The sequence below is a fragment of the Hydrogenophaga sp. genome (assembly GCF_026125825.1).
Classification (GTDB): Bacteria; Pseudomonadota; Gammaproteobacteria; order Burkholderiales; family Burkholderiaceae_C; genus Hydrogenophaga.
Genome location: NZ_JAHCKK010000004.1, coordinates 59,770 through 83,003, shown reverse-complemented (window position 1 = coordinate 83,003; position 23,234 = coordinate 59,770). Strand labels below are relative to the sequence as shown.

The following is a 23,234-nucleotide window of genomic DNA, read 5'->3' as shown; positions in this document are numbered from 1 at the left end:
GGGCGGGTTTCACCCGAGCAGGCTGCCCTGGATGCGCGCGCGCTTGATGGCGGCGGCGCGGTTGCGCACGCCCAGCTTTTCGTACACGTTCGCGCAATGCCACTTCACGGTGGTGATAGACACGGCCATGCGATCGGCGATCTGCTGGTTGCTCAGGCCGCTGTCGAGCAGGACCAGCAGGTCGTGCTCGCGGGGTGTCAAACTCTCGCGCGAGGCGATCGGATCGCTGCGTGCGCCGCCGGTATGGCGTCCTCTCAACTCGGCCAGCAGCCTCAGGTCGTCCACGCCCGTGAAAGAAAGATCACGGTCACTGAACGCGTCCAGCAGTTGCGCGACGGCCGATCGATGCTCGAGGAACGGCCCCTGCAGGCGGCGCCTGGACGCCAGCACGATGGCCATCGAAAAATGCCGGAGCGCCTGCCGCTTCTGCCCTTCGCGCAAGGACAGTTGCGCAGCCAGAATCTGCAACTCGATGCTCTCGCGCGGCAGACGACGGGTGGCGGGTTGGCGCAGTTGACGGTCGATGAGCACCAGCGCCCGCTCGCCCAGGTCCTGCGCGATCAGCAACTCGACATGCGCCAGCAGCCTGGCCATGCCCTCTCGATCGAGCGGTCCATGGCGGCCCGGCAACAACCAAAGTCCGGCCCGACGGGCCTGTTGCTCGGCGGCCTCGACCTCGCCCGATCGGGCCAAGGCACGCAACCTGAACATGTCGAGAATGCGGCGCGCGCGCGCCGGGTAACGCAGCGCCACCGCATCCTGCGCCCGGTGTCCGCTGCATTCGGGCAGCGGATACCCCTGAGCCTCCAACGAAACGCACACCCCCATGCCGAGCACCACCGTTTCGACGATGCCGTGACGTGTCGCACTGCGCAGGCCGCGAGCCGCACGCTGCGCGGCCAGTGGAGCATCTCCCAGGTCGAGCGCCACGCGCGCGTGCACGAGATCGAGGGTGTCGACGATGTCCGCGTTTTCCCCCAGGTGCGAGACCGCGGTCTCGCGCAGTGCGGCCAGCTCGGCCTCCACCTTGAGCGAATCCCCGGCGTCGATGTGACCGATCGCCTGCAGTATGCCGACCCAAACCTGTCCGTACGACCCTTCCCAGCCCGACACGGCGGCCAGGGCCAATTGCAGAAAACCCTCTGCCGCGTCGTCGTCGTGGGCCGACAGCGCGGCGATGGCGGCAGCGCTGCACACCATGGCGCGGTCGAATGGGTCCCGCGACCGGTCTTCGGCGAGCCATTGGTTTGCGGCCATGCGCGCATCGTCGGTGCGGTCGAGGAACACCGAGGTGAGCACACGCAACAGACCGGCGCGCTCCACCAGCGACGGCTCGCCCGTCTCCTCTCGTGCCAGGCGTTCGAGCAGGCGCTCCGTCGCCCAGCGGGCCCTTTCGTGTTCGTTGGAGAAGCACAGCGCCCAGGCATACCAGCTGTGTGCCGACAAACTCAGTGGCAATCCGACGGCCATCAGATGCCCCGCCCAGCGGATGTAGCGCAGCCGCCAGTCGCGCCCCAAAGGCAGCTTGCGCGCCAGGCGGTCCAGCAGCTCCGAGGCCAACTCCAGGGCCGAAGCCTCCAGCGCGTACTCCATCGCGACGGCCTCGTCGCGGAGCACGAAGAATTCCGCCGCATACCGACGGATAGCCTGACGGCGGCCCACCGTGACGCGGCGCTCGCCTTCGGCCAGCAGGAACTGCCTCAGCAAGGTGTGCATGCGCAGCCAATGCCGCGTCCCATCAATGCGGAACACCAGCAGGTTGCGGTGCGTCAGCATCCGTATCCATTCCTCGGCCCGCGCCTGCCCGGTCACGGCATGGGCCAGGTCCGCGCTGAATTCACGCAGGCAGGCGATTTCCATCAGGAACTCGACCAGCTCCGACGAAAAGCCCGCGAGCACCCGACCGGTGAGCACTGATGCAATGTCCTTCCCGTCACCATCGAAGCGGGCCAGGGCGGACTCCATGCCGCCCCCCTCGATCGCCAGCACCTGGAGCAGCCTCAACGCGGCGGGCCAGCCTTCGGTTCTGTGGACGGCATCGTCAATCCGATCGGTGGTGACCGCACCGACGCCGGCCCGGGCAAAGAGAAGGGCAGCCCTTTCGTGGTCGAAGCAGAGCTGACGGGCGTCGACCTCCGAGACCGCGTACTGCAGCTTCGCACGCGTGACGTCCACCGGCGGTGCATGGGCGCTCGAGAGCATCATGTGCAAGCCGGGGCCCGCGCCAAAGACCAGCTGGTCCAGCAGCCCCGCAAGGCGAGGGTCTTCGCAGTAATGCAGGTTGTCGATGAACACCGCGGTTCGACCAGGCAGGGCATCCAGCCGTCCGATCATCGCCTCGATGCGCAGATCGGCTTCACCCGGGAGGCTGAAGGCGGGCCGTTCGACCACCGCGATGGCGGCGTCCAGCAGCACCAGCAAGTCTTCCGCGTCGCGATCGCGGTCATCCAGGGTCACCCAGATCGTGCGCACCTTGCGCTGCCGCAGCCGGTGGTGCAGCTCGGTGAGAAACACCGTCTTGCCATAACCCACGGGTGCGCAGGCCATCACCAGGCGAGGCAAGGAGGCCTCCAGAATCCGCTGACACGCTGGCGGGCAGATGGGGTCGAACCCGAACGAGGGCGGCGCCAGTTTGCCCAGCGGGAGCGGTTCGGCACCGAACCGCTTTCTGCGGTCGGAGGCGTCCGAAAAGAAATGCATGGCAGCGCCGCCCTATGCCCGACTGGCCACGCCGTCTCAGGCCGGCGCGCCCTGCTTCATCTGGGTCCTCAGCGTGCCCTTCAACACCTTCCCCAGGGGATTGCGCGGCAACGCGTCCAACAGCACCAGGCGACGAGGCAGCTTGTAACCCGCGAGCCGCTCGCGCGCGAACTCCCGCAACCCCTCGAGCGTCATGTCATGCCCAGGATGGGGAACGATGCACGCGGTGACGATCTCGCCCCAATGCGCATCCGGCGACGCCACCACCGCCACCTCTTTCACGTGCGGATGCGCTGCAAGGACATTCTCGACCTCGGCCGAATACACGTTCTCGCCACCGCTGACGATCATGTCCTTCGCCCGATCCACGATGTAGAGATAGCCTTCATCGTCGACGCGACCGACGTCGCCGGTGCGGTACCAGCCGTCGACAATCGCATCCCGCGTGGCGTCCGGGTTGTTCCAGTACCCCTTCATAATGGATGCGGAACGCACCCAAACCTCGCCCGTTTCCCCCGGGGGCAGCCGAGTCCCCTCCGGCGAGGTCAGATGCACCTGGGACAGTGAACAGAACCGTCCCGCCGACGTGATGTAGTGGCCGCCGCGCCGATGGTCATCGGGCGAGAGCAGCGTCAGCGCCGCGGTGGTTTCCGTGGCGCCGTAGATCTGCACGAACTCGCAGTCGAAAACCGCCATGGCCCGCTCCAGCAGCGGTGCATCGATCGTGGACGCACCGTAGTAGATGCGCCGGAGCTTCGGGTAGGCCCCCGCACTGGCTTTCGGCACCAGCATGCCGATGAGCGTCGGGACCATCACCATCGCGGTCACCCGCCCGCTCTCCAGCGCCTGGAAGATCCGATCCGCATCCGGCGCACGCTGGATCTCCACCGAGGTCCTGTACCGCACCGCCAGAATGGGAAACGTGATCCCGGAAGCGTGGAAGAAGGGCATAAAGATCAGCAGGTTCTCATCCGATGGCGGTGGGCCGATCAACACGCACCATTGTTCGACAAGGCTGGCGTAGTTGGCGTGCGTCAGTCGCACCCCTTTGGGTCGACCTGTGGTTCCGCTGGTGTAGAGCTGCAGGAAATCGTCGTCCGCTGAAATGGCCCAGGTCTGCAGCGGGCTGCAGGCCTCCAGCCACGTGTCGTAGTCCAGGGTCGGGGCGTCCGGGCGTTGCGCGGGTCCGTCGATCACGATGACCTGACGGATGACCGGCAGTGCCTTCGTCACCTCCAGCGCCTGCGTGAGGTACTCGCCGTCGGCGAAGAGAACGGTTGACCCGGTGTCGCGGACGATGTCGATCCACTCTGGCAGGGCCAGTCTCCAGTTGATCACGGCCGCCGGATGCAAAGCCATGGCGCCCCCGTAGACCACCTCCAGGGCGCGGTCCGAGTTCTTGCCCAGGAAGGCAATGCGCTGGTCCTTCGCCAGTCCGAAGGCCTGCAGGCCGGCTGCCACGCGCCGCACCCGGTCGAAAAAATCGGCAAAGATGGTGCGGCGTTGTTCGAAAACGCAGAAGGTTCGATCGGGGGCCTCGGCCGCGGCGGATTGCAATGCATCGATCATGGTGTCCATGTTGTCTCCTTCTTTTTGGACGGGCTGCGCAAGCCGCGCAGCCCGTCCATTGTTCGCTTCCCTCCTTTTCCCGCCCCCTCCCAAAGGAGGGGCTGCGGGGCGCTGCGGCCCCGACCGCCGTTACGCCGGAGGCATCCGGATCGCGCCATCCAGGCGAATCACCTCACCGTTCAACATGTCGTTTTCCAGGATGTGCTGGGTTAGCCGCGCGAAGTCTTCCGGCTTGCCCAGGCGCGAGGGGAAGGGCACGGTGGCCGCCAGGGCGTTCTGCACGTCCTGCGGCATCGAGAACAGCATCGGCGTGCCGAAGATGCCGGGTGCCACCGTCATGTTGCGGATACCATGCCGCGCCAGCTCACGGGCAATGGGCAGGGTCATTCCGACCACGCCCGATTTGGACGCGCTGTAGGCCGCCTGCCCGATCTGCCCGTCGTAAGCTGCCACGGACGCCGTGGACACAATGCAGCCGCGTTCGCCATTGCGCTCGGGCTCGTTCTTCACCATGGCCTCGGCCGTGAGGCGGATCACGTTGAAGGTGCCGACCAGGTTGACCATGACCACCTTGGTGTACAGGCCAAGGTCGTGCGGCCCGTTCTTGCCAACGGTCTTTGCCGCCGGCGCAATGCCCGCGCAGTTCACGACGCCCATCAGCTTGCCGAGGCCAACCGCACGGGCCACCACTGCTTGCACGTCGGCCTCCTGGCTCACGTCGCAACGAACGAAGGCCCCGCCGATCTCGCGCGCCACCTGCTCACCCAGGTCCGTCTGCATGTCGGCGACCACCACCTTGCCGCCTTGGGCCGCCAGCATGCGCGCCGTGCCCTCGCCGAGGCCGGACGCCGCGCCCGTGACGATAAAACTCTTGCCATTGATGTCCATCAGTTGATCTCCAGTGCCATTGCCGTGGCTTCACCGCCACCGATACAGAGCGTGGCCACGCCCTTCTTGCCGCCGCGCGCCTGCAGAGCGTGCAGCAGCGTGACCAGGATGCGCGCACCGCTGGCACCGATGGGGTGGCCCAGCGCGCAGGCGCCGCCGTTGACGTTGACCTTCTCGTGCGGGATCTTCAGCTCGGTCATGAGCGCCATCGGCACCACGGCGAAGGCTTCGTTGATTTCCCACAGGTCGACGTCGCCAACCTGCCAGCCGGTTTTCTCCAGCAGCTTCTGCGTGGCGCCCACCGGGGCGGTGGCGAACCAGTTGGGCTCCTGCGCATGCGTGGCGTGGCCCACGATGCGCGCCAGCGGCTTCGCGCCGAGCTGCTTCGCGGTCGATTCGCGCATCAGCACCAGCGCGGCGGCGCCGTCGTTGATGGACGAGCTGGAGGCGGCGGTGATGGTGCCATCCTTCTTGAACGCGGGCTTGAGCGCGGGGATCTTGTCGAGCTTGACCTTGCCCGGGCCTTCGTCGGTGGAGACCACGCGTTCGCCGCTGCGGTCCTTCACCGTGACCGGCGTGATTTCGGCGGCGAAGGCGCCGCTGTCGGTGGCGGCCTTGGCGCGGGTGACCGATGCGATGGCGAAGGCATCCTGCTGCTCGCGGGTGAAGCTGTACTTGGCGGCGCAGTCCTCACCGAAGGTGCCCATGGAGCGGCCAGGCTCGTAGGCGTCTTCCAGGCCGTCGAGCATCATGTGGTCGTACACCTTGTCGTGGCCCATGCGGTAGCCACCCCGGCCCTTTTGCAGGAGGTACGGCGCGTTGGTCATGCTTTCCATGCCGCCCGCGACCATCACCTTGGCGCTGCCGGCGGCGAGCATGTCGTGCGCCAGCATGGTGGCCTTCATGCCCGAGCCGCACATCTTGGACAGCGTGACCGCGCCGGCCGACTTCGGCAGGCCGCCCTTGAACGCGGCCTGGCGCGCCGGCGCCTGGCCCTGGCCGGCCATCAGGCAGTTGCCGAACAGCACTTCGTCCACCTGGGCCGGGTCCACGCCGGCACGCTGCACCGCCGCCTGGATGGCCGCGCCCCCGAGGTCGTGCGCCGAGAGGCTGGCAAAGTCGCTCTGGAAAGCGCCCATGGGGGTGCGCGCGGCGCCGACGATGACGATGGGATCTGTCATGAATCTCAACCTTTGAAAGAAGAAGAAAAGGAAACAGGCGCATGGCCGGCGCGGATGTCGGACAGCCAGGCGAGCAGCGCCTCGGCCACCTCGCGCCTGCGCAAGGCGGTGTCGAGACGGATGTGGTGCGACCTCAGCGACACACCGGGGGGCACGGGAAGCCCGAAGTCCTGGGGGTCCACCAGCCAGCCGTCCACCAGCGGTCCGTACCAGTCGCAGAGCCCCGTCACCGTCGGCTCCAGGCCCAGATGGGAAAAGATGCGCGCGGCCGGCCCTTTGACAGCCGTGCCCCCGATGAAAGGGGAGACCGCCAGCACCGGAAAGCGCCGCGCGCGCAGCCACTCACGAACACCACGCACCGCCAGCAGCGGCTGAATGCTCAGCACGGGATTGGAAGGGCAGACCAGCACCGCTTCAATGTCGTCCCGCTTCATGGCCATGGCCAAGGCCTTCGAAGGTTCCGGCGGCTCGCCGTCGCCAAAGCTCACGCCCAAACACGGCGGCTCGCCGCGTTGACGGACAAAGTAGTCTTGAAAATCCAGAAGGCCCCGGTCCGTCTGCACCTGCGTCCGGTGGGGCGCATCGGTGACGGGAACCACCGGGTGCGCCAGGCCGTGCGCGAGGAAGAGTTCGCGCGTCACTTCACTCAGGCTCCGGCCAGCCGCCAGTCCCGCCGTGCGCTTCAGGTGCGTGGCAAGGTCGTGGTCGCCCAGGCGGAACCAGGATTCCCCGCCCAGCCGCCCCATGGAGGTCAACGCATTCCAGGTGTCTCCGGCAATGCCCCAGCCCTGTGATTCATCAACACGGCGGGACAGGGTGTACATCACCGTGTCCAGATCCGGGCAGATGCGAAGCCCCCAATGGTCGAAATCATCGCCGGTGTTCACCACCACGAGCACCTCCTCCGGGGTGAGAACCTGCACCAGCCCCGCACACAGACGCGCTCCGCCGACGCCCCCCGACAACACCACGATCATCTTTTCACCTCAACGAAAAAGGTCTTGCGCCGACGTTCTGTGAAGCGCGCCGATGCCGGCAGCCTCGCCATCGAACGGCAGCCCGCGGATCAACACCAGTGGCCGGCCTTCATCGGCCTGCCCCATCAACAGCGAGGCGGCCGCGGCCACCTCGTCTGCGTGCGCCACCAGCGTGACCTGCAGCGGTCGCCCCTCCCGGTCGGTCTTTCCGCGCCGGTCGATCACCGCCGGCAACCCGTAGACGCCGATGGCGGTGCCGCACACGCCCTCGCGCCACGGCCGGCCGAAACTGTCCACGATCAGCACCGACACGTCGAATCCAAGGCGTTCCCGCAACCCGTCGGCGATCGCTCTGGCGCTCGCGTCCGGGTCTTGGGGCAACAGCAGCGCGCACTCGTCGCCCGCTTCGGAAGGCACATTCGATTGGTCAACACCGGCGTTCGCGAACACATGGCCGAGCCGGTGTTGCGTGATGACCAGGCCGCGCACCGCGCGAACCACCCGCACCGATTCGCGCAGCACCAGCTCCAGCAGACGCGGGTCCTTTCCGGTGGTGCCCGCGAGTTCGAGCGCTGGCGGCGAGGGCGTCACCGAGCCCAGCGCCACACGCCGCCCTTCGGCCTTGGACACCACCTTCTGAGCCAGCACCACACAGTCTCCCGGACACCAGGACCAGGCGACCTCCCTGCAGGCGTGCAGGACCAGTTCCACCAGGTCGTCGCCCTCGCGGACCTCTGGCAAACCCTGGGGTGCGACCAGATGCAGCCTGGCTGAACCGTTCATTCGGGCAACCCGGTGATGCGCACGCCGGCGCCTTTGACCTTGTAGCGTTTGTTGATGAAGATCAGCAGCGAGGTGAGTGCCTCGGCCGCCGCGGCATTGGCCACCGGGCCGGCGTGGATGGCTCGCAGCCCCGCACTCGAGGCGAGCGCTACCACCTCGTCACAGGCGTCGCGGTCATCCCCGCAGATCAAAACATCGCAGTCCACTACGTGGGTCGGGTCCTTGAGGTGGTGCGCCGACACGTTCTGAAAGCCCGCCACGACGCGCACTTCCTGCCCCAGTTCGACCTGCAAGGCGGCGACAGCGGAACCGCCTTCCGGCAATGCCACATGGTCGACCTTGGGTGGTTTCAAGGGGACGGTGACATCCACCAGAATCTTCCCGCGCAGCGCTTCGCGAAGCGGCAGCACGGTCGGACGCTGCGCGGCATAGGGAACGGTGAGCACCGCGATGTTCGCCGCCAGCACAGCCTCCTCGTTCGACATGCCCTGGATGCCACTGGCGCCCGCCAGGGTGTTCAGTTCTGCCGCACTGGCGCGCGCCTTGTCGGCGTCGCGCGAGCCGATGACCACCGCGTGGCCAGCGCGCGACCAACGGTAGGCGAGCCCAGATCCTTCGGCGCCGGTACCGCCCAGGACGGCAATGGTGAGGGGATGGTTCATTCTGAGGTCTCCTGCATGCGCGCGGCACGATCGCGCCGCGTCTTTTCAAAAATCACGGGGGTTTGCACCAAAGGGGTCAGCTCCGGCGCTTCATAGGAACGGGCGCGTTGATCGATCGGCGCCGGACCGTAGAGCGTGGTGCGCTGGCGTGGATCCCGTCCGCTGTCACGGATCAACGCATCCATTTGCGCGGGACCCAGCTCCTGGCCATGACAAGCGCCGGCCGCCCGTGAAATGCTCTCGTTCATGAGCGTGCCGCCCAGGTCGTTCGCACCGGCGGCCAGGCAGGCCCGAACGCCGGTGGTGCCCAACTTGACCCACGAGACCTGGATGTTCTGGATCAGCGGATGCAGCACCAGACGGGCCACGGCATGCATCAACACCACCTCGCGCGCGGTCGGGCCTCGGCGCGCTTGTCCGCGCAGGAACATCGGTGCCTCGTTGGGCACGAAGGGCAAGGGGACGAACTCGGTGAACCCGCCGGTTTCCTGTTGCAGGTCGCGCAAGGCGAGAAGGTGCCGCGCCCAATGAACGGGACTCTCCAGGTGCCCGAACATGATGGTGCAGGTGCTTCGGATGCCTTCAGCGTGGGCGGCGCGCATCACGTCGAGCCATTGCGTGGTGCTCAACTTGCCAGGGCAAATGAGCGCGCGCACGCCATCGTCCAGGATTTCCGCCGCCGTGCCGGGCAAGGTGCCAAGACCCGCCTGCTTCAGCAACCGAAGGTAGCTTCTCAGCGGCATGCCCAGGCTCTGGGCGCCATGGGTCACCTCCAGCGGCGAGAAGGCGTGCACGTGCATGGCGCCTTGCTCGGCCTTCACCATGCGCACGATGTCGAGATAGGTGTCGCCCGTGTAGTCCGGATGGATGCCACCCTGCATGCAGACCTCGGTGGCACCACGCTCCCAGGCCTCTGCCACACGCCGCCGGATTTCCAGCTCGTCCAGGTTGTAGGGCTTTCCACGAAGATGGTCGGCGCCCTTCCCCTTAGAGAAGGCACAGAAGCCACACTTGTGTGTGCACACATTGGTGTAATTGATGTTGCGGTTCACGACGTAGCGAACGTCGGAGCCCACAGCCTCGTGCCGAAGCCGGTCCGCGCTATGCAGCACGCGCGCCAACGCCGCGCCGCTGGCATTGAACAGCGTTTCCACGGCCTCCACCGGCAGGCGGTGTCCTGCCCAGCACCGGTCCAGCAGGCGCGCGACTTTCAGATCGTCGCTGCGTCCGGCGACGTGCGCGGCCGGGGGAAACTCGAAGTCTTCCTCCACCCCCACCGAGACACCGCTGACCCACTGCCCCTCGCGCGGAGCACCTCTGGAATCCGTGGCCTGTCGCACGCGCGGCGCGAGCTTTTCATCGACCCAGCGGCCGGCGTCGCGTGCCCACTCGGGATAAATCGCCAGGCGCTCGGACAGCACCTTGCCCGCCTGAGCGCAGCGCTGCTCCAACACCTGGATCTGGGGCCACGCAGCCTCGGGGTTCACATGGTCGCGCGTGACCGGCGAAATGCCGCCCCAGTCGTTAATGCCGGCGTCGATCAGACGCTGGTACTCGTGCGGCGTGAGGTTGGGCGGCGCCTGGATGTTCATGCGCGGGCCGAAGACGATGCGGGCCACCGACAAGGTCCACAGCAGTTCCTCCAGGTCGGGCTCGGGCGCGTTGGCCATGGGCGTTCCAGGCTTGGCCCGGAAATTCTGCACGATCACCTCCTGCAGATGGCCATGCCGCTGGTGCAGCTCGTTGAGCGACAGCAGGGAATCGATGCGTTCCTCGCGCGTTTCGCCGATACCGATGAGGATGCCGCTGGTGAAGGGAATGCGCAGCGCGCCGGCCTGATCGATCATGGCCAGCCGCACCGCCGGGTCCTTGTCAGGCGAGCCGTGGTGGGGCAGACCGGGCTGCATGAGCCGCGGCGATCCGCTCTCCAGCATGAGCCCCATCGAGACCGACACCTCCCGGAGCCGGCGCATTTCGTCGATCGTCAGCACGCCGGCATTCAGGTGCGGCAGCAAGCCCGTTTGCTCCAGCACCAGGGCGGCGCTCGCGTGCAGGTAGTCCACCGTGGTGGCATGACCGAGTTCGGCCAATGCCTGCCGCGCGATGTCCCATCGGTGTTCGGGGCGGTCGCCCAGGGTGAAGAGCGCTTCCTTGCAATGGGCCCGGTCGCCACCGCGCGCAATGGACAGCACCTCATCCGGCGTCAGGTACGCGCGGCGGTCTGCCTTCGGCGGTCGGGAGAAGGTGCAGTAGTGGCACACGTCCCGGCACAGCTGTGTGAGCGGAATGAACACCTTGCGGGAATACGTCAGCGTGTCTCCGTGGTGCGCATCGCGCAGCTTTCTCGACAACGCCATCAGCGAGGGGAGGTCCGCTTGCAACAGCTCCCGTTTCAGTTCGCGGTCCTTTGGTCGTGGAAACACAAAGGACGAGGTCGTGTTCATGCTGCGCTCCGTTCGGCCTCGGAGGGCTGCGCCTTCCGGGGTGATTTTCGGTCAAGGAACTCCTGCATGCGTTCCCGCGCGTGGTCGGTGCGCAGCAACTCGATGAGCACCCGCGTTTCGTACCGAAGTGCGGCGTCGAAATCCATGTTCAGGCTCTCGGCGGCCAGCGCCATGTTGCGCTGCGCGGCAAAGGCGGCGGGATGTCCGGCCATGAGACGCGAAAGCCGCGCGGGCTCCAGCATCAGCGCCCTGCGTTGGTTGGCGGACAAGCGGTGCGCCGGCGTGGCGTTGTCGGGCTTGTCCCAGGGCTGGCGTGCCTGGGGGTTGGCGCGGATCCAGGCCTTCGATTTCTCCAGCAGCTGTTGCGCGTCGTCCGCCAGATCGTCCACCAAGCCATGCTCCAACGCCCCCATCACGTCCTCCAGCGTGCCCTGCGTGAGATAGGGTGTTGCACGCTCGAAACCCAGAAGACGCGTCAGGCGCACCACACCGCCGGCGCCCGCCAGGATGCCGAACTCGATTTCCGGCAGACCCAGGCGCAGGCGCGGCTCTCGCAGCGCGATACGGTGGTGGCAGGCCAGACAGGTTTCGTAGCCTCCACCCAGGGCGGAGCCATTGATGGCCGCCACGACCGGCCGGTTCAAACGCTCCAGCCGACGCAGGTAGGACTTGAGTTGTTGAAAGTAGTCGAACAGCGCCGACTCCTGCCCGGGCGCGGAGCGAACCATGCGCTTGAGATCCCCCCCCGCCAGGAAGACCGGCTTGGCGGAGGTCAGCACCACCCCTGCGTAATCGCGGGAGGCCTCCAGCTCCGACAGGAGACATTCCATCGCGTCGATGAAGTCGTCGTTCATGATGTTCACCTTCCCGGGAAGATCCAGGGCGGCGACCACAATGCCGTCGTTGTCGCGGTTGAATTGCCAACCGGGAAGGGTCTTGGTAGAGGTGTCCATCAGATGCGCTCGATCAAGGTGGCAATGCCCATGCCGCCACCGGCGCACAGGGTCACGATGCCGCGCTTCGCGTCGCGGCGTTCAAGTTCGTCCAGCAGGGTTCCCAGCAGCATGCCGCCGGTCGCGCCGAGCGGGTGTCCCATGGCGATGGCGCCGCCATTGACGTTGACCCGGTCGTCCGAAACACCAAGGTCCTCCATGAAGCGAAGGACAACCGCCGCGAACGCCTCGTTGACTTCGTACAGGTCGATGTCTTCGGGGGCAAGGCCCGTCAGCCGCAGCAGCTTCTGGGTCGCGGGACCCGGCCCCGTCAGCATGAGCGTCGGGTCCGTCCCGGCCAGTGCGGTCGCCACGATGCGGGCGCGTGGTTTCAGACCATGACGGCGCCCGGCCTCGGCGGACCCGATCAGCACGGCGCTGGCGCCATCGGCGATGCCCGACGAGTTGCCCGGGGTGTGAACGTGGTCCACGCGCCGCAAGCTCGGATACCGCGACAGCGCGATGTCGTCGAATCCCACCGCACCCTGAGCGGCAAAGGAAGGGGTCAGCCCGGCCATCGCCGACGGGTCGACGCGCTCGCGCACCAACTCGTCGCGGGACAGCACCGGCAAGCCAACGGCGTCGTGGAACGGCACGATCGAGGTGAAGGCCGCCTCGCGCCAGGCCCGGCTGGCCCTTTCGTGCGATTGCATCGCGTAGGCGTCGACCTGCTGACGGGAGTACCCGCCTAGGGAGGCGATGAGATCCGCCGAAATGCCCTGCGGGACGAAGTGCGTTGCGAAGGCGGTCTCCGGGTCTTCCAGCCACGGCCCGCCATCGCTGCCCATGGGGACCCGCGACATGGACTCGACGCCCCCAGCGATGGTCAGGTCGTGATGTCCTGCGACAGCGCGGTCGGCGGCGATGGCGATCGCCTCCAACCCCGAGGCACAAAAGCGGTTGACCTGCAAACCGCAGACATCCTGCCCCAGTCCGGCCAGTTGAGCGGCCGTCTTGGCCACCACGCTGCCTTGTTCGCCGAGCGGATTCACGACCCCCATCACGACATCGCCGACCGCATTGGCCCCCAGGCCGTTGCGCTCGCGCACCGTGCGCAGCAAGCCGGTCAGGATGTTGACCGGCTTGAATTCGTGCAGCGCACCATCGCGCCGCCCTTTGCCACGGGGCGTTCGAATGGTGTCGTAGATGAGTGCGGATTCAGCTGGCATGGATCTTCCGGATCAGGTCACGCATCGTTTCCATGTCTTGCTCGTTCGCAATGGGGATGCTGAATTCCGCATTGGTGGCCACCTTGCCGTACCGATCGACCAGCTTCTTGCCGATGACATCGAAGGTGCCAACGGTGGCAAACAGGTCGAGTACGTCGTCGTCGATGAAGGCCGGCATCTCTTCCCAGCGCTGCTCTTTGGAGAGGATCTTCAAGCGGGATGCCAGGTCGGACAGCCCATGGAACTCGAAGGCGGCCGCGTAGGCGGGCGTCGAGGCATAGAAGGCCACGCGCGCGCGCACATCGACGATCTTTTTCTGCAACGCCTCCTCATCGGCCGCCGTGGCAATAAGCGGCTTGATGGAGACCTTGAAATCCTTGAGATCCCGACCGGATTTCTCGGCGCCCTCGCGCACGGCGGGCAGCATCACCTTCTCGATGTACTCCGCCGAGCAGACCGGGTGCGGACGGATGCCGTCGGCGACCTCGCCCGCCACCTGGCACAGAACGGTGTTCACCGCCGCGAGGTGGATCGGAATGTGCGGGTGCTCGATGGGGCCGGGATTGAACAGCGGCACCATCAGGTTGATGTTGTAGTGCTCGCCCTTGATGTCCAGCTCGGTGCCGTTCTGCCAGCAGTCCCAGATGGCGCGCACGGCGCTCACGTACTCGCGAATCCAGGGGCCCGCGGCCGACCAGTTCATGCCGTAACGGCGCTCGATGTGGCCCTTGACCTGGGTCCCGAGACCGAGCGTGAAGCGCCCACCGGAGAGCTTGGAGAGCGTCCAGGCGCTCATGGCCGTCACGGTCGGGCTGCGCGGGAAGGCGATGGCCACGGCCGTGCCAAGGCCGAGCTTCGTGGTCGCCTGTGCGGCCAGGGCCATGACGATGAAAGGATCAACCTTGGTCTCTTCCACCATCAGCGCGTCGTAGCCGAGGTCTTCGACGATCTTGGCATCAGCGGCGACCTGGGCGATCTCCAGCGCTTTCTCCGGCTGGCGCAAACCCGGATCGACCTTGCCCAGTGGCAACAGCGTCTCGATTTTCATGAAGGTATTCCTTGTTGTATGTATGAGGGAAAAGAACGGTTCAAACCTTGGGACGGCGATCGACCACGCGCACCGCCTTGCCTTCCGAGCGCGGCACCTGCCCAGGTTCGAGCACCTCGACCTGGATCGAGATGCCGATGAAGGTCTTGACCAGACCAGCCAATTGGGCACCGGCCGACGCAGCGTCACCCGGCGCGCGCGGCTCGACCCGGACCTTGACCTGGTCCAGGGAGCCTTGCCGCGTCACCTCGATCAGGAAGTGCGGCGCCAGCTGGGGCACCATCAGCAGTTGCTCCTCGATCTGCGAGGGGAAGACGTTGACGCCGCGAATGATCAGCATGTCGTCGGAGCGCGCCATCACCTTGCCCAGGCGGCGCATGGTCCGGGCGGTGCCGGGCAGCAGGCGCGTGAGATCGCGCGTGCGGTAGCGCATCGTCGGCAGGGCTTCCTTGGTGAGGCAGGTCAGCACCAGCTCCCCTTCGGCGCCTTCGGGCAGCACCTCACCGGTTTCGGGGTCGATGACTTCGGGGTAGAAGTGGTCTTCCCAGAGCGTCGGCCCATCCTCCGTTTCGATGCACTCCTGCGCGACACCCGGACCGATGATTTCCGACAGGCCATAGGTGTCGAGCGCGCGCAGGTCCATCCGGCGGTTGATCTCCTGGCGCATGGATTCCGTCCACGGCTCTGCGCCTACCACGGCCGCGCGCAGCGACAGTGTTGCGGGGTCAATGCCCTTGCGCTCCATGGCGTCGGCAATGTTCAGAAGATAGGACGGCGTGACCATGATCAGGTCCGGATCGAAGTCGCAGATCATCTGGACCTGCTTCTCGGTCTGCCCCCCCGACATCGGGATGACCGTGCACCCCAGCCGCTCGGCGCCGTAGTGCGACCCGAGGCCGCCGGTGAAGAGGCCGTAGCCATAGGCCACATGCACCTTGTCACCGCGGCGCGCGCCCGCCGCGCGCAAGGTTCTCGCCACCAGATTCGCCCAGGTGTCGATGTCGCGTGCGGTGTAGCCCACCACCACCGGCTTGCCGGTGGTCCCGCTGGAAGCATGGATGCGCGAGACACGATCCATGGGCACCGCGAACATGCCAAACGGGTAGTGCTCCCGGAAGTCCTGCTTGGTGGTGAACGGGAACTTCGACAGATCGCTCAGTTGGTGAAGGTCGTCGGGGTGCACACCCAGTGCCTCGCACTTGAGGCGGTAGGGCTCCATGTGGTCGTAGGCATGGCGCAACGACTTCTTCAGCCGCTCCAGTTGCAAGGCACGAAGCTCATCGACGCTGGCGGTTTCGATCGGCTCCAACCCATCCGGCCGCACCGAAGGCATCTCGGTATCCAGGACCGCACTCATGAAACCACCTTGACCGGAATGGCGGCGAGCTTCCTGGCGTAGTCCTTCTTGCGCTCGACGTCCATGCCACGGAGGATCTGGATGCGCTGGGCCTGGGGTGATCCCGCACCGTGCATGGATTCCGTCAGGTAACCCACCGCGTTGCGACCCAGGGTCATGTTCTCGATCAGCCGCAACATACGCACGCGGTACTCCACGGGCACCTCGGCGCGCCCCTTGAAGTACTTTTCCAGGAGCGGTCCGGCGATCTCGTGCTCGAAATCGCTCTGCGACGGCAGGGTCACCATCAGGCCACCCGCGAGATCCTGGGCAAGCCGGGCAATCTCGTACGGAAACCGGGTGACGTTGTGCTTGCAGACGTTGGCCAGCATAGCGTCGTTCATGAAGATGCCCGAGGGAAGCTGCCGGGCTTCGTGAGACGAGGCGATGCTCGATGAATAGATCGTCTCGTTCAGATGGGTCATCTCCACCAGCTTGTCTTTCACATGCGAAGCACCGTCGGCACCGTTGTACTCGGCCACCGCCGCGGCGGCGCCCACCATCACATCGCCCAGCCCGGTCTTGCAGACGTAGCTGGCCCGGTGGTAGGCGGTGAACCGCGTCACCATCTCTTGGGCAAATTCGTATTCGCCGTCCATGAGGACGTGCTCCCAGGGAATGAACACGTCGTCGAACACAACGAGCGTCTCCTGTCCACCGAACTGCGCATTGCCCTGATCGATACTGCCCTGCTCGAGCGCCCGCGTGTCGCAGGACTGGCGGCCATAGATGTAGGTCAGGCCCGGGGCATCCGCCGGCACCATGCCGACCACTGCCCAGTCCTTGTCCTTCTCGCCCAGGTTCATGGTCGGCATCACGCAGATCCAGTGCGAGTTCAGGCCGCCGGTCATGTGTGCCTTGGCGCCCCGCACATAGAGGCCTTGCTCGGTTCGACGAGTGACGTGCATGAACAGGTCGGGATCCGCCTGCTCGTGCGGACGCTTGCTGCGGTCCCCCTTGGGGTCCGTCATGCCGGCGCCGACGATGATGTTGTTGGCTTGCGCGAGCTTGAGCCAGTCCAGGTACCGTTGGTGGTAAGGCGTTCCGTGCTTGGCATCGATGTCGTACGTGATCGAGTGCAGCACGCTGATGGTGTCGAGCCCCGCGCAACGCTGGAAACAGGTGCCGGTGATCTGGCCCATGCGGCGTTGCATCCGGTTCTTCATCACCAGGTCTTGCGGGCTCTCCACGATGTGCAGAAAGCGGTTGACGCGGGCATTGATCAGCGGTGAGTGCGCGCTGGCCAGGTCCGGGTCGGCGATGGTCAGGTCATACGTGGCCTTCAGTGCGTTCATGGACGGCCGGATGATCGGATGGTCCACCGGATCTTGCACCTTCTCACCGAAGAGATAGCAGGTGATCTTCCGGCCACGCAGGCTGTTCAGATAGTCCTCACCGGTGGCGATGGGCTTGAAACGCGCCCAGCGCTCCTGCGCCGTTTCTTCCTGGCCGGTGCCACGAAAGTGGCGAGTGTCCGCGATGTCGTTCATGGGGTCTCCTTCAATTCGTCGTCGCTGTGCAGCGATGATCCCGGCATTGCCCGGATGTCATAAGGTCGGATTCGGTCAATCTATGTCACGCGACCGCGCGCTCACCAAGCAGTGGCGCCTCTTCGGCCAGGCCCAGGTAGGCCTCCCGCACGCTAGGGTCGTGCAGCAGCTCCTCAGCCGGTCCACCAGCCACGATGCGCCCGGTCTCCATCACATAGCCTCGGTCGGCGGCCGCGAGCGCGGCGTACGCGTTCTGCTCGACGAGCAGGATCGTGAGACCCGCGGCCTTCAGGGTCGGAAGCAGCGCGAAGATCTGATCCACCAACACGGGCGCCAAGCCCATCGATGGCTCGTCCAGCAGCAAAAGTTCGGGTTCCGACATGAGGGCACGGCCGATCGCCAGCATCTGTTGCTGACCGCCGGACAGGGAACCCGCCATCTGGTGGCGCCGCTGCGCGAGAGCGGGGAACAGACCGTATGCAAAATCCAGGCGTTCCTGACGCCGGGCCGCGGGGCGTGTCCATCCACCCAGAACGAGGTTGTCGTGAACCGACAGAGGTGCGAACACATGGCGGCCTTCCGGCACCTGCGCCATGCCCCGCCGAACCCGTTGGTGTGCCGCCATCGATTCGATGACCTGGCCCTTCAGACGGATGCGCCCTGCCAGCACCGGCTGCACGCCCGACAATGCCCTCAACAGGGTGGTCTTGCCGGCGCCGTTGCTGCCGACGATGGTGACGATTTCGCCGCGTTTGACGTGGAAGTCCACGCCATGCAGCACTTGGATGCGGCCATACGCGCTGGCCAGGCCTTCGACTTCAAGCACGAAGGGCCTCCTTGCTTCCATGTTCACCCAGATAGGCGGCAATGACTTCCGGCCGTCGCATGATGTCTTCACCCCGCCCTTCGGCCAGGCTTCGCCCCTGGTTGAGCACGTGGATGCGGTCCGAGATGCGCATGACCAGCTTCATGTCGTGCTCGATGAGCACGACGGTGATGCCGCTGTCCGCGATGGTTCGGATGGTGTCGGCCAGGGCGTCCGTCTCGGCGGGATTGCATCCTGCCGCGGGTTCGTCCAGCAGCAGCAGCGTCGGTTCGGTCGCCAATGCGCGAGCGATTTCCAGGCGCTTCGACTCACCGTAGGGCAGACCAGCCGCCAGGAGATCGGCGGTGTGTGACAGGCCCACTCGGTCGAGACATTTCTGCGCCTCGCGGGCCGTGAGCGCGTTTTGCCGGAGCACCGAGGGCAAGGTGAAGAGATGTCCGACGAAACTGCCTCGCTCGTGCCGGTGGCGTCCCACCATCACATTTTCAAGAGCCGTCATACGACCGAACACCTGAAGGTTCTGAAACGTCCGGGACAGCCCGGCGCGCGCAAGCTTCCATGGGGCAAGTCCGGTAACGGGTTGATTGCGCAAGAGCACCTGTCCACGTTGCGGCGTGTAGACACCGGTGATCACGTTGAAGAGCGTGGTTTTTCCGGCGCCATTCGGTCCGATGAGCGAGAACACCTCGCCCTGACGCACCTGCAGGGAAATGCCATCCAGCGCCTTGACGCCACCAAAATCCACACCGATGTTTTCAACAGTCAACAGATTCACAGCGACCTCCCACCCCAGCGCGCCGCGAGCGCGGGCACGATGCCCGATCGCAGGAAGATCATGAACAGCATCATCAGAAGCCCCAGGATCATGTGTTCGTAGTCGTGAAAGGCCACCAGCGCCTGCGGCAAAACCACCAGCACTGCGGTTCCCACCACGCTGCCGAGGATGGAGCCCAGTCCACCGAGTACAGCCATGGTCACGAACTCGACGGACCGCAGGAACCCCGCCGACACAGGCGTCACGTGCCCGTCGAACAGGGCCAGCATGGAGCCTGAGAAAGCCGCCATGCCCGCCGACAGCACGAACGCCGCGAGTTTGTAGCGGGCCACGTCAACGCCCAGCACATCGGCGGCCACTTCGCTGTCGTGGATCGAGCGCAACGCACGACCTGTCGGACTGTTGACCAGGTTGGTGATGCCCCAGCACGCCAGGACCAGCAGGCCGCCGCTCATCCAGTACCACGGCATGGTGCCGCGCAGGGTCCAGCCGAACAGCTCCAGACGCGCCACCGTCATGCCATCCGGTCCACCCGTGAGCGGGGCTTCGTTGGTAACAACCATCGATATCAACAAACCGACCCCCAGTGTCGCCACCGCGAAGTAGTGGCCCTTAAGCTTGAGAATCGGTCGCCCGATGACGAACGCTAACGCGCACGCGGCGGCGATGCCCATGACGAGCGCGAACCAGGACGGCATGTTCCAGTGAGCCGGACCGACCGCCACCGCGTAGGCGCCAATCGCCAGGAAGCCTGCGTGGCCCAAGCTGACCAATCCGGCAAAGCCCATCAGTACATTCAGCCCCAGCGTGGCAAAGGCGAAAATGAAGACCAGCGCCGCAACCCGGAGGTAGAAGGCGTTTTCGATCACCAGGGGCAGCAAGGCAATGACCAGCGCCAGCAACGCGACGCCGCGAAAACGCGCGAGCTGCCTTTGTAGAACCGAGGTTGCCTTCATACGCGATCCACCTTGGCCGACGCGAACAAGCCACGCGGCAAAAACATCAGCACCAGCAGCAACACCACAAAGGCAATCGCGTCCTTGTAGAGCGATGAGATGAAGCCCGCGCCGAACGCCTCCAGCAGACCGAGCAGGAGGCCGCCCACGACCGCCCCCAGCGGATGGCCAAGACCGCCCAGAACCGCTGCGGTGAAGCCCTTGAGCGCGAGGGGTGCGCCCACGTCGTAGGCGGTGAGCGCCACCGGGGTGATCAGGGCTCCGCCAATGGCGCCAATGGCACCCGAGACGGCGAAGCTCGACGCGATCACCAGGGACGTGTTGATCCCCGACAGCCGTGCCGCCAGCGCGCTGGCGGCGGTGGCGAGCATGGCCTTGCCGGGCAGAGTCCGGCTCAGGAAAAGCCAGAGACCACCGACGATCAGACCCACGCCGAACAGGACCAGCAGGCTTTGGGCCTGTATGGTGGCACCGGCCATCTGCAGGGTTCCGCCGGGCACGAAGTCGGGCAGTTTATGGATGCTCTTGTCGAAGAGCACCGACGCCAGACCACGCAGAAAAATGGACGCGCCAATCGTGATGATGATCAGAGTGACGATGGACGCGTTACCCGCCGGCCGGATGGCGAACGCGTACAGCATCAGACCAATCACGGTGGCGGCCGCAATGGCCATGGCCACCGCCCACGGCAGGGGAATGCCCGCCTTGAAGGCAAACACGGCCACCATGCCACCAATCATCACAAACTCACCTTGCGCGAAGTTCACCACCTCGCTCGCGTTGTAGATGAGAACGAAGCCGATGGCGACCAGCGAGTAGATCGCCCCCATGGTGAGCCCGGACAGGGTGAACTGCAGCAGTTCGCTCATGACATCCCCGCCCTTCACTCGAACAGCTTCCACTTCCCGCCCTGAATCTCCAGCATCTTGAACGCCCCCAGCGTGATGCCCAGGTGGTCGGTGGGAGACATCGTGATCAGTCCGACCGTCCCCATGAAGTTGCGCGTTTTTTCCACCTCGTCGCGAATTCGATCCTTGTCGGTGAAGGTGCCCGCACGCTGCATGGCGTCCAACAACAAGAAGAGTCCGTCGTGGGCGTAACCACCGAAGGCCGAGACCGGCTCCTTCGCGTAAGCCTGGTAGGCGGTCGTGTAGTCGATCAACACCTTCTTCTGCGGATCGCTGTCGAGCAAGTCCTTGGCCACCAAGAGGGCTGGCCCTGGCATGCGGACACCGTTGGCGGCATTGCCCGCTAGCTCGATGAAGCCGTTCGTGGCGGCACCGTGGCTGAGGTAGAGCGGAACCGTCAGACCGACCTGGCGGTAGTTGCGGGTGACGATGGCCGGGCCTTGGCCAATGCCGGGGCTAAGCACGGCCTGCAAACCAGCGAGCTTCTTGATGTTGGTCAGTTGCGGGGTGACGTCGGCATCCGCCGGCCCGTAACTCTCTTCGTGCTCGATCTTGACGCCGTACTCGCCTTGCGCCTTCTGGCAGCTGGCCCGCATGGACATGGCAAACCCGTCGGTGCCGTAGATCATGGCGATGCGCGAGATGCCACGCTTCTTCATGTCTTCAAAGATCTTCTGGCACGCCATGATGTCGGTCTGCGGCGGCTTGAAGGTGTACTTCCTCACCGGCTCGACGATCTGAACGCCACCCGACAACGAGATGAAGGGCGTCTTGGCTTCCTCGAACACCGGCAGCATGGCCAGCGAGGCGCCTGTCGATGTGCCGCCCACGACGGCAACCACCTTGTCATCCTCCACCAAACGCGTGGCAAAGGTTCGCGCCTGATCCGACTTGCTGCCATCGTCGTAGACGACCAGCTTGATCTTCTCGCCCTTGATGCCACCGCTGGCATTGATGCGCTCGACATACATCTCGAGCGTCTTTTTCTCAGGGGTGCCCAGGAAGCCCGAAGGACCCGTGACCGATAGCACGCTGCCAATCTTGATCTCCGCCCAGGCGGGGGCTGAGAGCATGGCGGTGCATGCCAGAAAGGCCGTGACGGTGCGCGAACGCCAGGTGGTCATTTTCATGTCTGTCTCCGTGTGTGGTTTTGAGCGGAACGGATCGTAGGAGCAGTGCACCGCACAACGACAGGACCAAAAGCGACAGTCATTCGGACCGTTTTTAACAACGTGGCGTTGATGTTCCTGGCAGTGAATTCGCCCGATCGTTTCGGACCTGTCCGTCCTTTTGACCGCTCGCTGTAATGGGACCCGTTACAAGAGGAGATATGTGAATGGGTGCATTGAACGGCTTGACCGTTATCGAATTTGCAGGTCTGGGTCCGGTGCCGTTTGCCGGCATGGTGTTGGCCGACCAGGGTGCACGCGTGATCCGCATCGAGCGCCCGGGCGCAGCGAACAACGAAAACAATGTTCTCTGCCGCAACCGAAAACGCGTTGCACTCGATCTGAAGCACAGCGATGCCCGCGATGCGGTCCTTCGCCTGATCGAGACGGCGGACGCCCTTATCGAGCCATACCGCCCTGGTGTCATGGAACGACTGGGACTCGGCCCGGATGACTGCCAGGCGCACAACCCCAAACTCGTCTACGGGCGGATGACCGGCTGGGGACAAACAGGACCGCTGGCGGCGGCAGCCGGCCACGACATCAACTACATCGCGCTCTCAGGTGTGGCCCATGCCATCGGACGGGCGGGAGAGGCGCCCGTACCGCCATTGAACCTGGTAGGTGACTACGGCGGTGGCGGCATGCTGCTCGCCTTTGGCGTCATGGCCGGTGTTTGGGAGGCGCAGCGCTCCGGCCGTGGACAAGTGATCGATGCCGCCATGGTCGATGGCGCTTCACTGCTCATGGCCGAGTACTGGGGCTTTCTCGGGCGAGGCGAATTCAGCGATCGACGCGGCACCCACCTCTTGGACGGCGGCGCACCTTTCTACCAGCTCTACGAGACGAGTGACCACCGGCACATCTCCGTGGGCCCGCTGGAGCCCAAGTTCTACGACGAGCTGCTGCAACGTCTGGGACTGAATCCGGATGAATGGCAGCCGCAGAACGATCCCACCGTCTGGGCACGACTGAAGACGCGGTTGACCGACATCTTTCGGTCGCGCACCCGCGCGGAGTGGACGGCGGCGCTGGAAGGCACGGACAGTTGCTTTGCGCCTGTACTGTCACTGGCCGAAGTGCCCGACCACCCCCACCATCTCGCGCGCAAAACCGTGGTGCGGGTAAATGGAATGCACCAGCCATCGCCCGCGCCGCGCTTCGCGAGGACACCCGCGGACAAGCCCTTGCCGGGCGGACTTCCAGGCACACACACCCGTGAGGTTCTCCGAGGTGTGGGCCTCACGCACGATCAGATCTCATCGCTCATCGCTGGTCGCGCGGCACAACAGGACTAGGTG

General features: G+C 65.4%; 19 protein-coding genes. 1 reads left to right on the top strand and 18 read right to left on the bottom strand.

The annotated features are described in order from the left end of the window. Positions 1-9: 9 nt before the first annotated feature. The 18 genes from KIT86_RS03505 to KIT86_RS03420 all read right to left on the bottom strand — a co-directional run bounded on the left by KIT86_RS03505 (position 10) and on the right by KIT86_RS03420 (position 21,894). Entirely contained in the window at positions 10-2,700 is a 2,691-nt protein-coding gene (locus KIT86_RS03505) for a LuxR C-terminal-related transcriptional regulator (protein ID WP_297395084.1), read from the bottom strand. Between the two features lie 36 nt (positions 2,701-2,736). Beyond that, on the bottom strand, positions 2,737-4,278 hold the full coding sequence (locus tag KIT86_RS03500) for an AMP-binding protein (RefSeq protein WP_297395082.1): 1,542 nt from the start codon (positions 4,276-4,278) through the stop codon (positions 2,737-2,739). A 120-nt stretch (positions 4,279-4,398) separates the two neighbouring features. Beyond that, positions 4,399-5,157 carry a 3-hydroxyacyl-CoA dehydrogenase gene (locus KIT86_RS03495; protein WP_297395080.1) on the bottom strand — a complete coding sequence of 253 codons (759 nt, stop codon included), beginning with the start codon at positions 5,155-5,157 and terminating at the stop codon, positions 4,399-4,401. Beyond that, entirely contained in the window at positions 5,157-6,338 is a 1,182-nt protein-coding gene (locus KIT86_RS03490) for an acetyl-CoA C-acyltransferase (RefSeq protein WP_297395078.1), read from the bottom strand. Before KIT86_RS03490 ends, KIT86_RS03495 begins: the two co-directional genes overlap by 1 nt. 5 nt (positions 6,339-6,343) lie before the next feature. Then, positions 6,344-7,315: a 2-phospho-L-lactate transferase gene (gene cofD, locus KIT86_RS03485; protein WP_297395077.1), complete on the bottom strand. Its 972-nt coding sequence runs from the start codon at positions 7,313-7,315 to the stop codon at positions 6,344-6,346. Between the two features lie 9 nt (positions 7,316-7,324). Continuing rightward, entirely contained in the window at positions 7,325-8,098 is a 774-nt protein-coding gene (gene cofE / locus KIT86_RS03480) for a coenzyme F420-0:L-glutamate ligase (protein WP_297395075.1), read from the bottom strand. Continuing rightward, positions 8,095-8,760: an NADPH-dependent F420 reductase gene (gene npdG / locus KIT86_RS03475; protein WP_297395074.1), complete on the bottom strand. Its 666-nt coding sequence runs from the start codon at positions 8,758-8,760 to the stop codon at positions 8,095-8,097. Before npdG ends, cofE begins: the two co-directional genes overlap by 4 nt. Further along, positions 8,757-11,204 carry a 5-amino-6-(D-ribitylamino)uracil--L-tyrosine 4-hydroxyphenyl transferase CofH gene (gene cofH, locus KIT86_RS03470; protein ID WP_297395072.1) on the bottom strand — a complete coding sequence of 816 codons (2,448 nt, stop codon included), beginning with the start codon at positions 11,202-11,204 and terminating at the stop codon, positions 8,757-8,759. Before cofH ends, npdG begins: the two co-directional genes overlap by 4 nt. Further along, complete coding sequence (locus KIT86_RS03465; RefSeq protein ID WP_297395071.1) at positions 11,201-12,157, bottom strand: enoyl-CoA hydratase/isomerase family protein; 957 nt, start codon at positions 12,155-12,157, stop codon at positions 11,201-11,203. Before KIT86_RS03465 ends, cofH begins: the two co-directional genes overlap by 4 nt. Further along, positions 12,157-13,365: an acetyl-CoA C-acetyltransferase gene (locus tag KIT86_RS03460; protein ID WP_297395069.1), complete on the bottom strand. Its 1,209-nt coding sequence runs from the start codon at positions 13,363-13,365 to the stop codon at positions 12,157-12,159. The genes KIT86_RS03465 and KIT86_RS03460 overlap by 1 nt, the downstream gene beginning before the upstream one ends. Next, positions 13,355-14,413: a TIGR03617 family F420-dependent LLM class oxidoreductase gene (locus KIT86_RS03455; protein WP_297395068.1), complete on the bottom strand. Its 1,059-nt coding sequence runs from the start codon at positions 14,411-14,413 to the stop codon at positions 13,355-13,357. Before KIT86_RS03455 ends, KIT86_RS03460 begins: the two co-directional genes overlap by 11 nt. 40 nt (positions 14,414-14,453) lie before the next feature. After that, entirely contained in the window at positions 14,454-15,770 is a 1,317-nt protein-coding gene (paaK, locus tag KIT86_RS03450) for a phenylacetate--CoA ligase PaaK (protein ID WP_297395067.1), read from the bottom strand. Then, positions 15,767-17,299, bottom strand: coding sequence for a 4-hydroxyphenylacetate 3-hydroxylase N-terminal domain-containing protein (locus KIT86_RS03445; RefSeq protein WP_297395065.1), 1,533 nt, complete (start codon positions 17,297-17,299; stop codon positions 15,767-15,769). The genes paaK and KIT86_RS03445 overlap by 4 nt, the downstream gene beginning before the upstream one ends. A gap of 85 nt (positions 17,300-17,384) precedes the next feature. Further along, entirely contained in the window at positions 17,385-18,125 is a 741-nt protein-coding gene (locus tag KIT86_RS03440) for an ABC transporter ATP-binding protein (RefSeq protein WP_297395064.1), read from the bottom strand. Next, entirely contained in the window at positions 18,118-18,900 is a 783-nt protein-coding gene (locus KIT86_RS03435; protein ID WP_297395062.1) for an ABC transporter ATP-binding protein, read from the bottom strand. The genes KIT86_RS03440 and KIT86_RS03435 overlap by 8 nt, the downstream gene beginning before the upstream one ends. Beyond that, on the bottom strand, positions 18,897-19,856 hold the full coding sequence (locus KIT86_RS03430; RefSeq protein ID WP_297395060.1) for a branched-chain amino acid ABC transporter permease: 960 nt from the start codon (positions 19,854-19,856) through the stop codon (positions 18,897-18,899). Before KIT86_RS03430 ends, KIT86_RS03435 begins: the two co-directional genes overlap by 4 nt. Then, positions 19,853-20,725: a branched-chain amino acid ABC transporter permease gene (locus KIT86_RS03425; protein WP_297395058.1), complete on the bottom strand. Its 873-nt coding sequence runs from the start codon at positions 20,723-20,725 to the stop codon at positions 19,853-19,855. Before KIT86_RS03425 ends, KIT86_RS03430 begins: the two co-directional genes overlap by 4 nt. 14 nt (positions 20,726-20,739) lie before the next feature. Then, complete coding sequence (locus tag KIT86_RS03420; protein ID WP_297395057.1) at positions 20,740-21,894, bottom strand: ABC transporter substrate-binding protein; 1,155 nt, start codon at positions 21,892-21,894, stop codon at positions 20,740-20,742. Positions 21,895-22,100: 206 nt separating this feature from the next. Between KIT86_RS03420 and KIT86_RS03415 the strand changes: the two genes are divergently transcribed. Continuing rightward, positions 22,101-23,231, top strand: coding sequence for a CaiB/BaiF CoA-transferase family protein (locus KIT86_RS03415; RefSeq protein WP_297395056.1), 1,131 nt, complete (start codon positions 22,101-22,103; stop codon positions 23,229-23,231). The last annotated feature ends 3 nt before the right edge of the window (positions 23,232-23,234 follow it).

Bases quoted from the DNA above. Each gene is read 5' to 3' on its own strand.
- KIT86_RS03505 (WP_297395084.1), bottom strand. From the start codon at position 2,700: ATGCATTTCTTTTCGGACGCCTCCGACCGCAGAAAGCGGTTCGGTGCC.
- KIT86_RS03500 (WP_297395082.1), bottom strand. From the start codon at position 4,278: ATGGACACCATGATCGATGCATTGCAATCCGCCGCGGCCGAGGCCCCC.
- KIT86_RS03495 (WP_297395080.1), bottom strand. From the start codon at position 5,157: ATGGACATCAATGGCAAGAGTTTTATCGTCACGGGCGCGGCGTCCGGC.
- KIT86_RS03490 (WP_297395078.1), bottom strand. From the start codon at position 6,338: ATGACAGATCCCATCGTCATCGTCGGCGCCGCGCGCACCCCCATGGGC.
- cofD (WP_297395077.1), bottom strand. From the start codon at position 7,315: ATGATCGTGGTGTTGTCGGGGGGCGTCGGCGGAGCGCGTCTGTGTGCG.
- cofE (WP_297395075.1), bottom strand. From the start codon at position 8,098: ATGAACGGTTCAGCCAGGCTGCATCTGGTCGCACCCCAGGGTTTGCCA.
- npdG (WP_297395074.1), bottom strand. From the start codon at position 8,760: ATGAACCATCCCCTCACCATTGCCGTCCTGGGCGGTACCGGCGCCGAA.
- cofH (WP_297395072.1), bottom strand. From the start codon at position 11,204: ATGAACACGACCTCGTCCTTTGTGTTTCCACGACCAAAGGACCGCGAA.
- KIT86_RS03465 (WP_297395071.1), bottom strand. From the start codon at position 12,157: ATGGACACCTCTACCAAGACCCTTCCCGGTTGGCAATTCAACCGCGAC.
- KIT86_RS03460 (WP_297395069.1), bottom strand. From the start codon at position 13,365: ATGCCAGCTGAATCCGCACTCATCTACGACACCATTCGAACGCCCCGT.
- KIT86_RS03455 (WP_297395068.1), bottom strand. From the start codon at position 14,413: ATGAAAATCGAGACGCTGTTGCCACTGGGCAAGGTCGATCCGGGTTTG.
- paaK (WP_297395067.1), bottom strand. From the start codon at position 15,770: ATGAGTGCGGTCCTGGATACCGAGATGCCTTCGGTGCGGCCGGATGGG.
- KIT86_RS03445 (WP_297395065.1), bottom strand. From the start codon at position 17,299: ATGAACGACATCGCGGACACTCGCCACTTTCGTGGCACCGGCCAGGAA.
- KIT86_RS03430 (WP_297395060.1), bottom strand. From the start codon at position 19,856: ATGAAGGCAACCTCGGTTCTACAAAGGCAGCTCGCGCGTTTTCGCGGC.
- KIT86_RS03425 (WP_297395058.1), bottom strand. From the start codon at position 20,725: ATGAGCGAACTGCTGCAGTTCACCCTGTCCGGGCTCACCATGGGGGCG.
- KIT86_RS03420 (WP_297395057.1), bottom strand. From the start codon at position 21,894: ATGAAAATGACCACCTGGCGTTCGCGCACCGTCACGGCCTTTCTGGCA.
- KIT86_RS03415 (WP_297395056.1), top strand. From the start codon at position 22,101: ATGGGTGCATTGAACGGCTTGACCGTTATCGAATTTGCAGGTCTGGGT.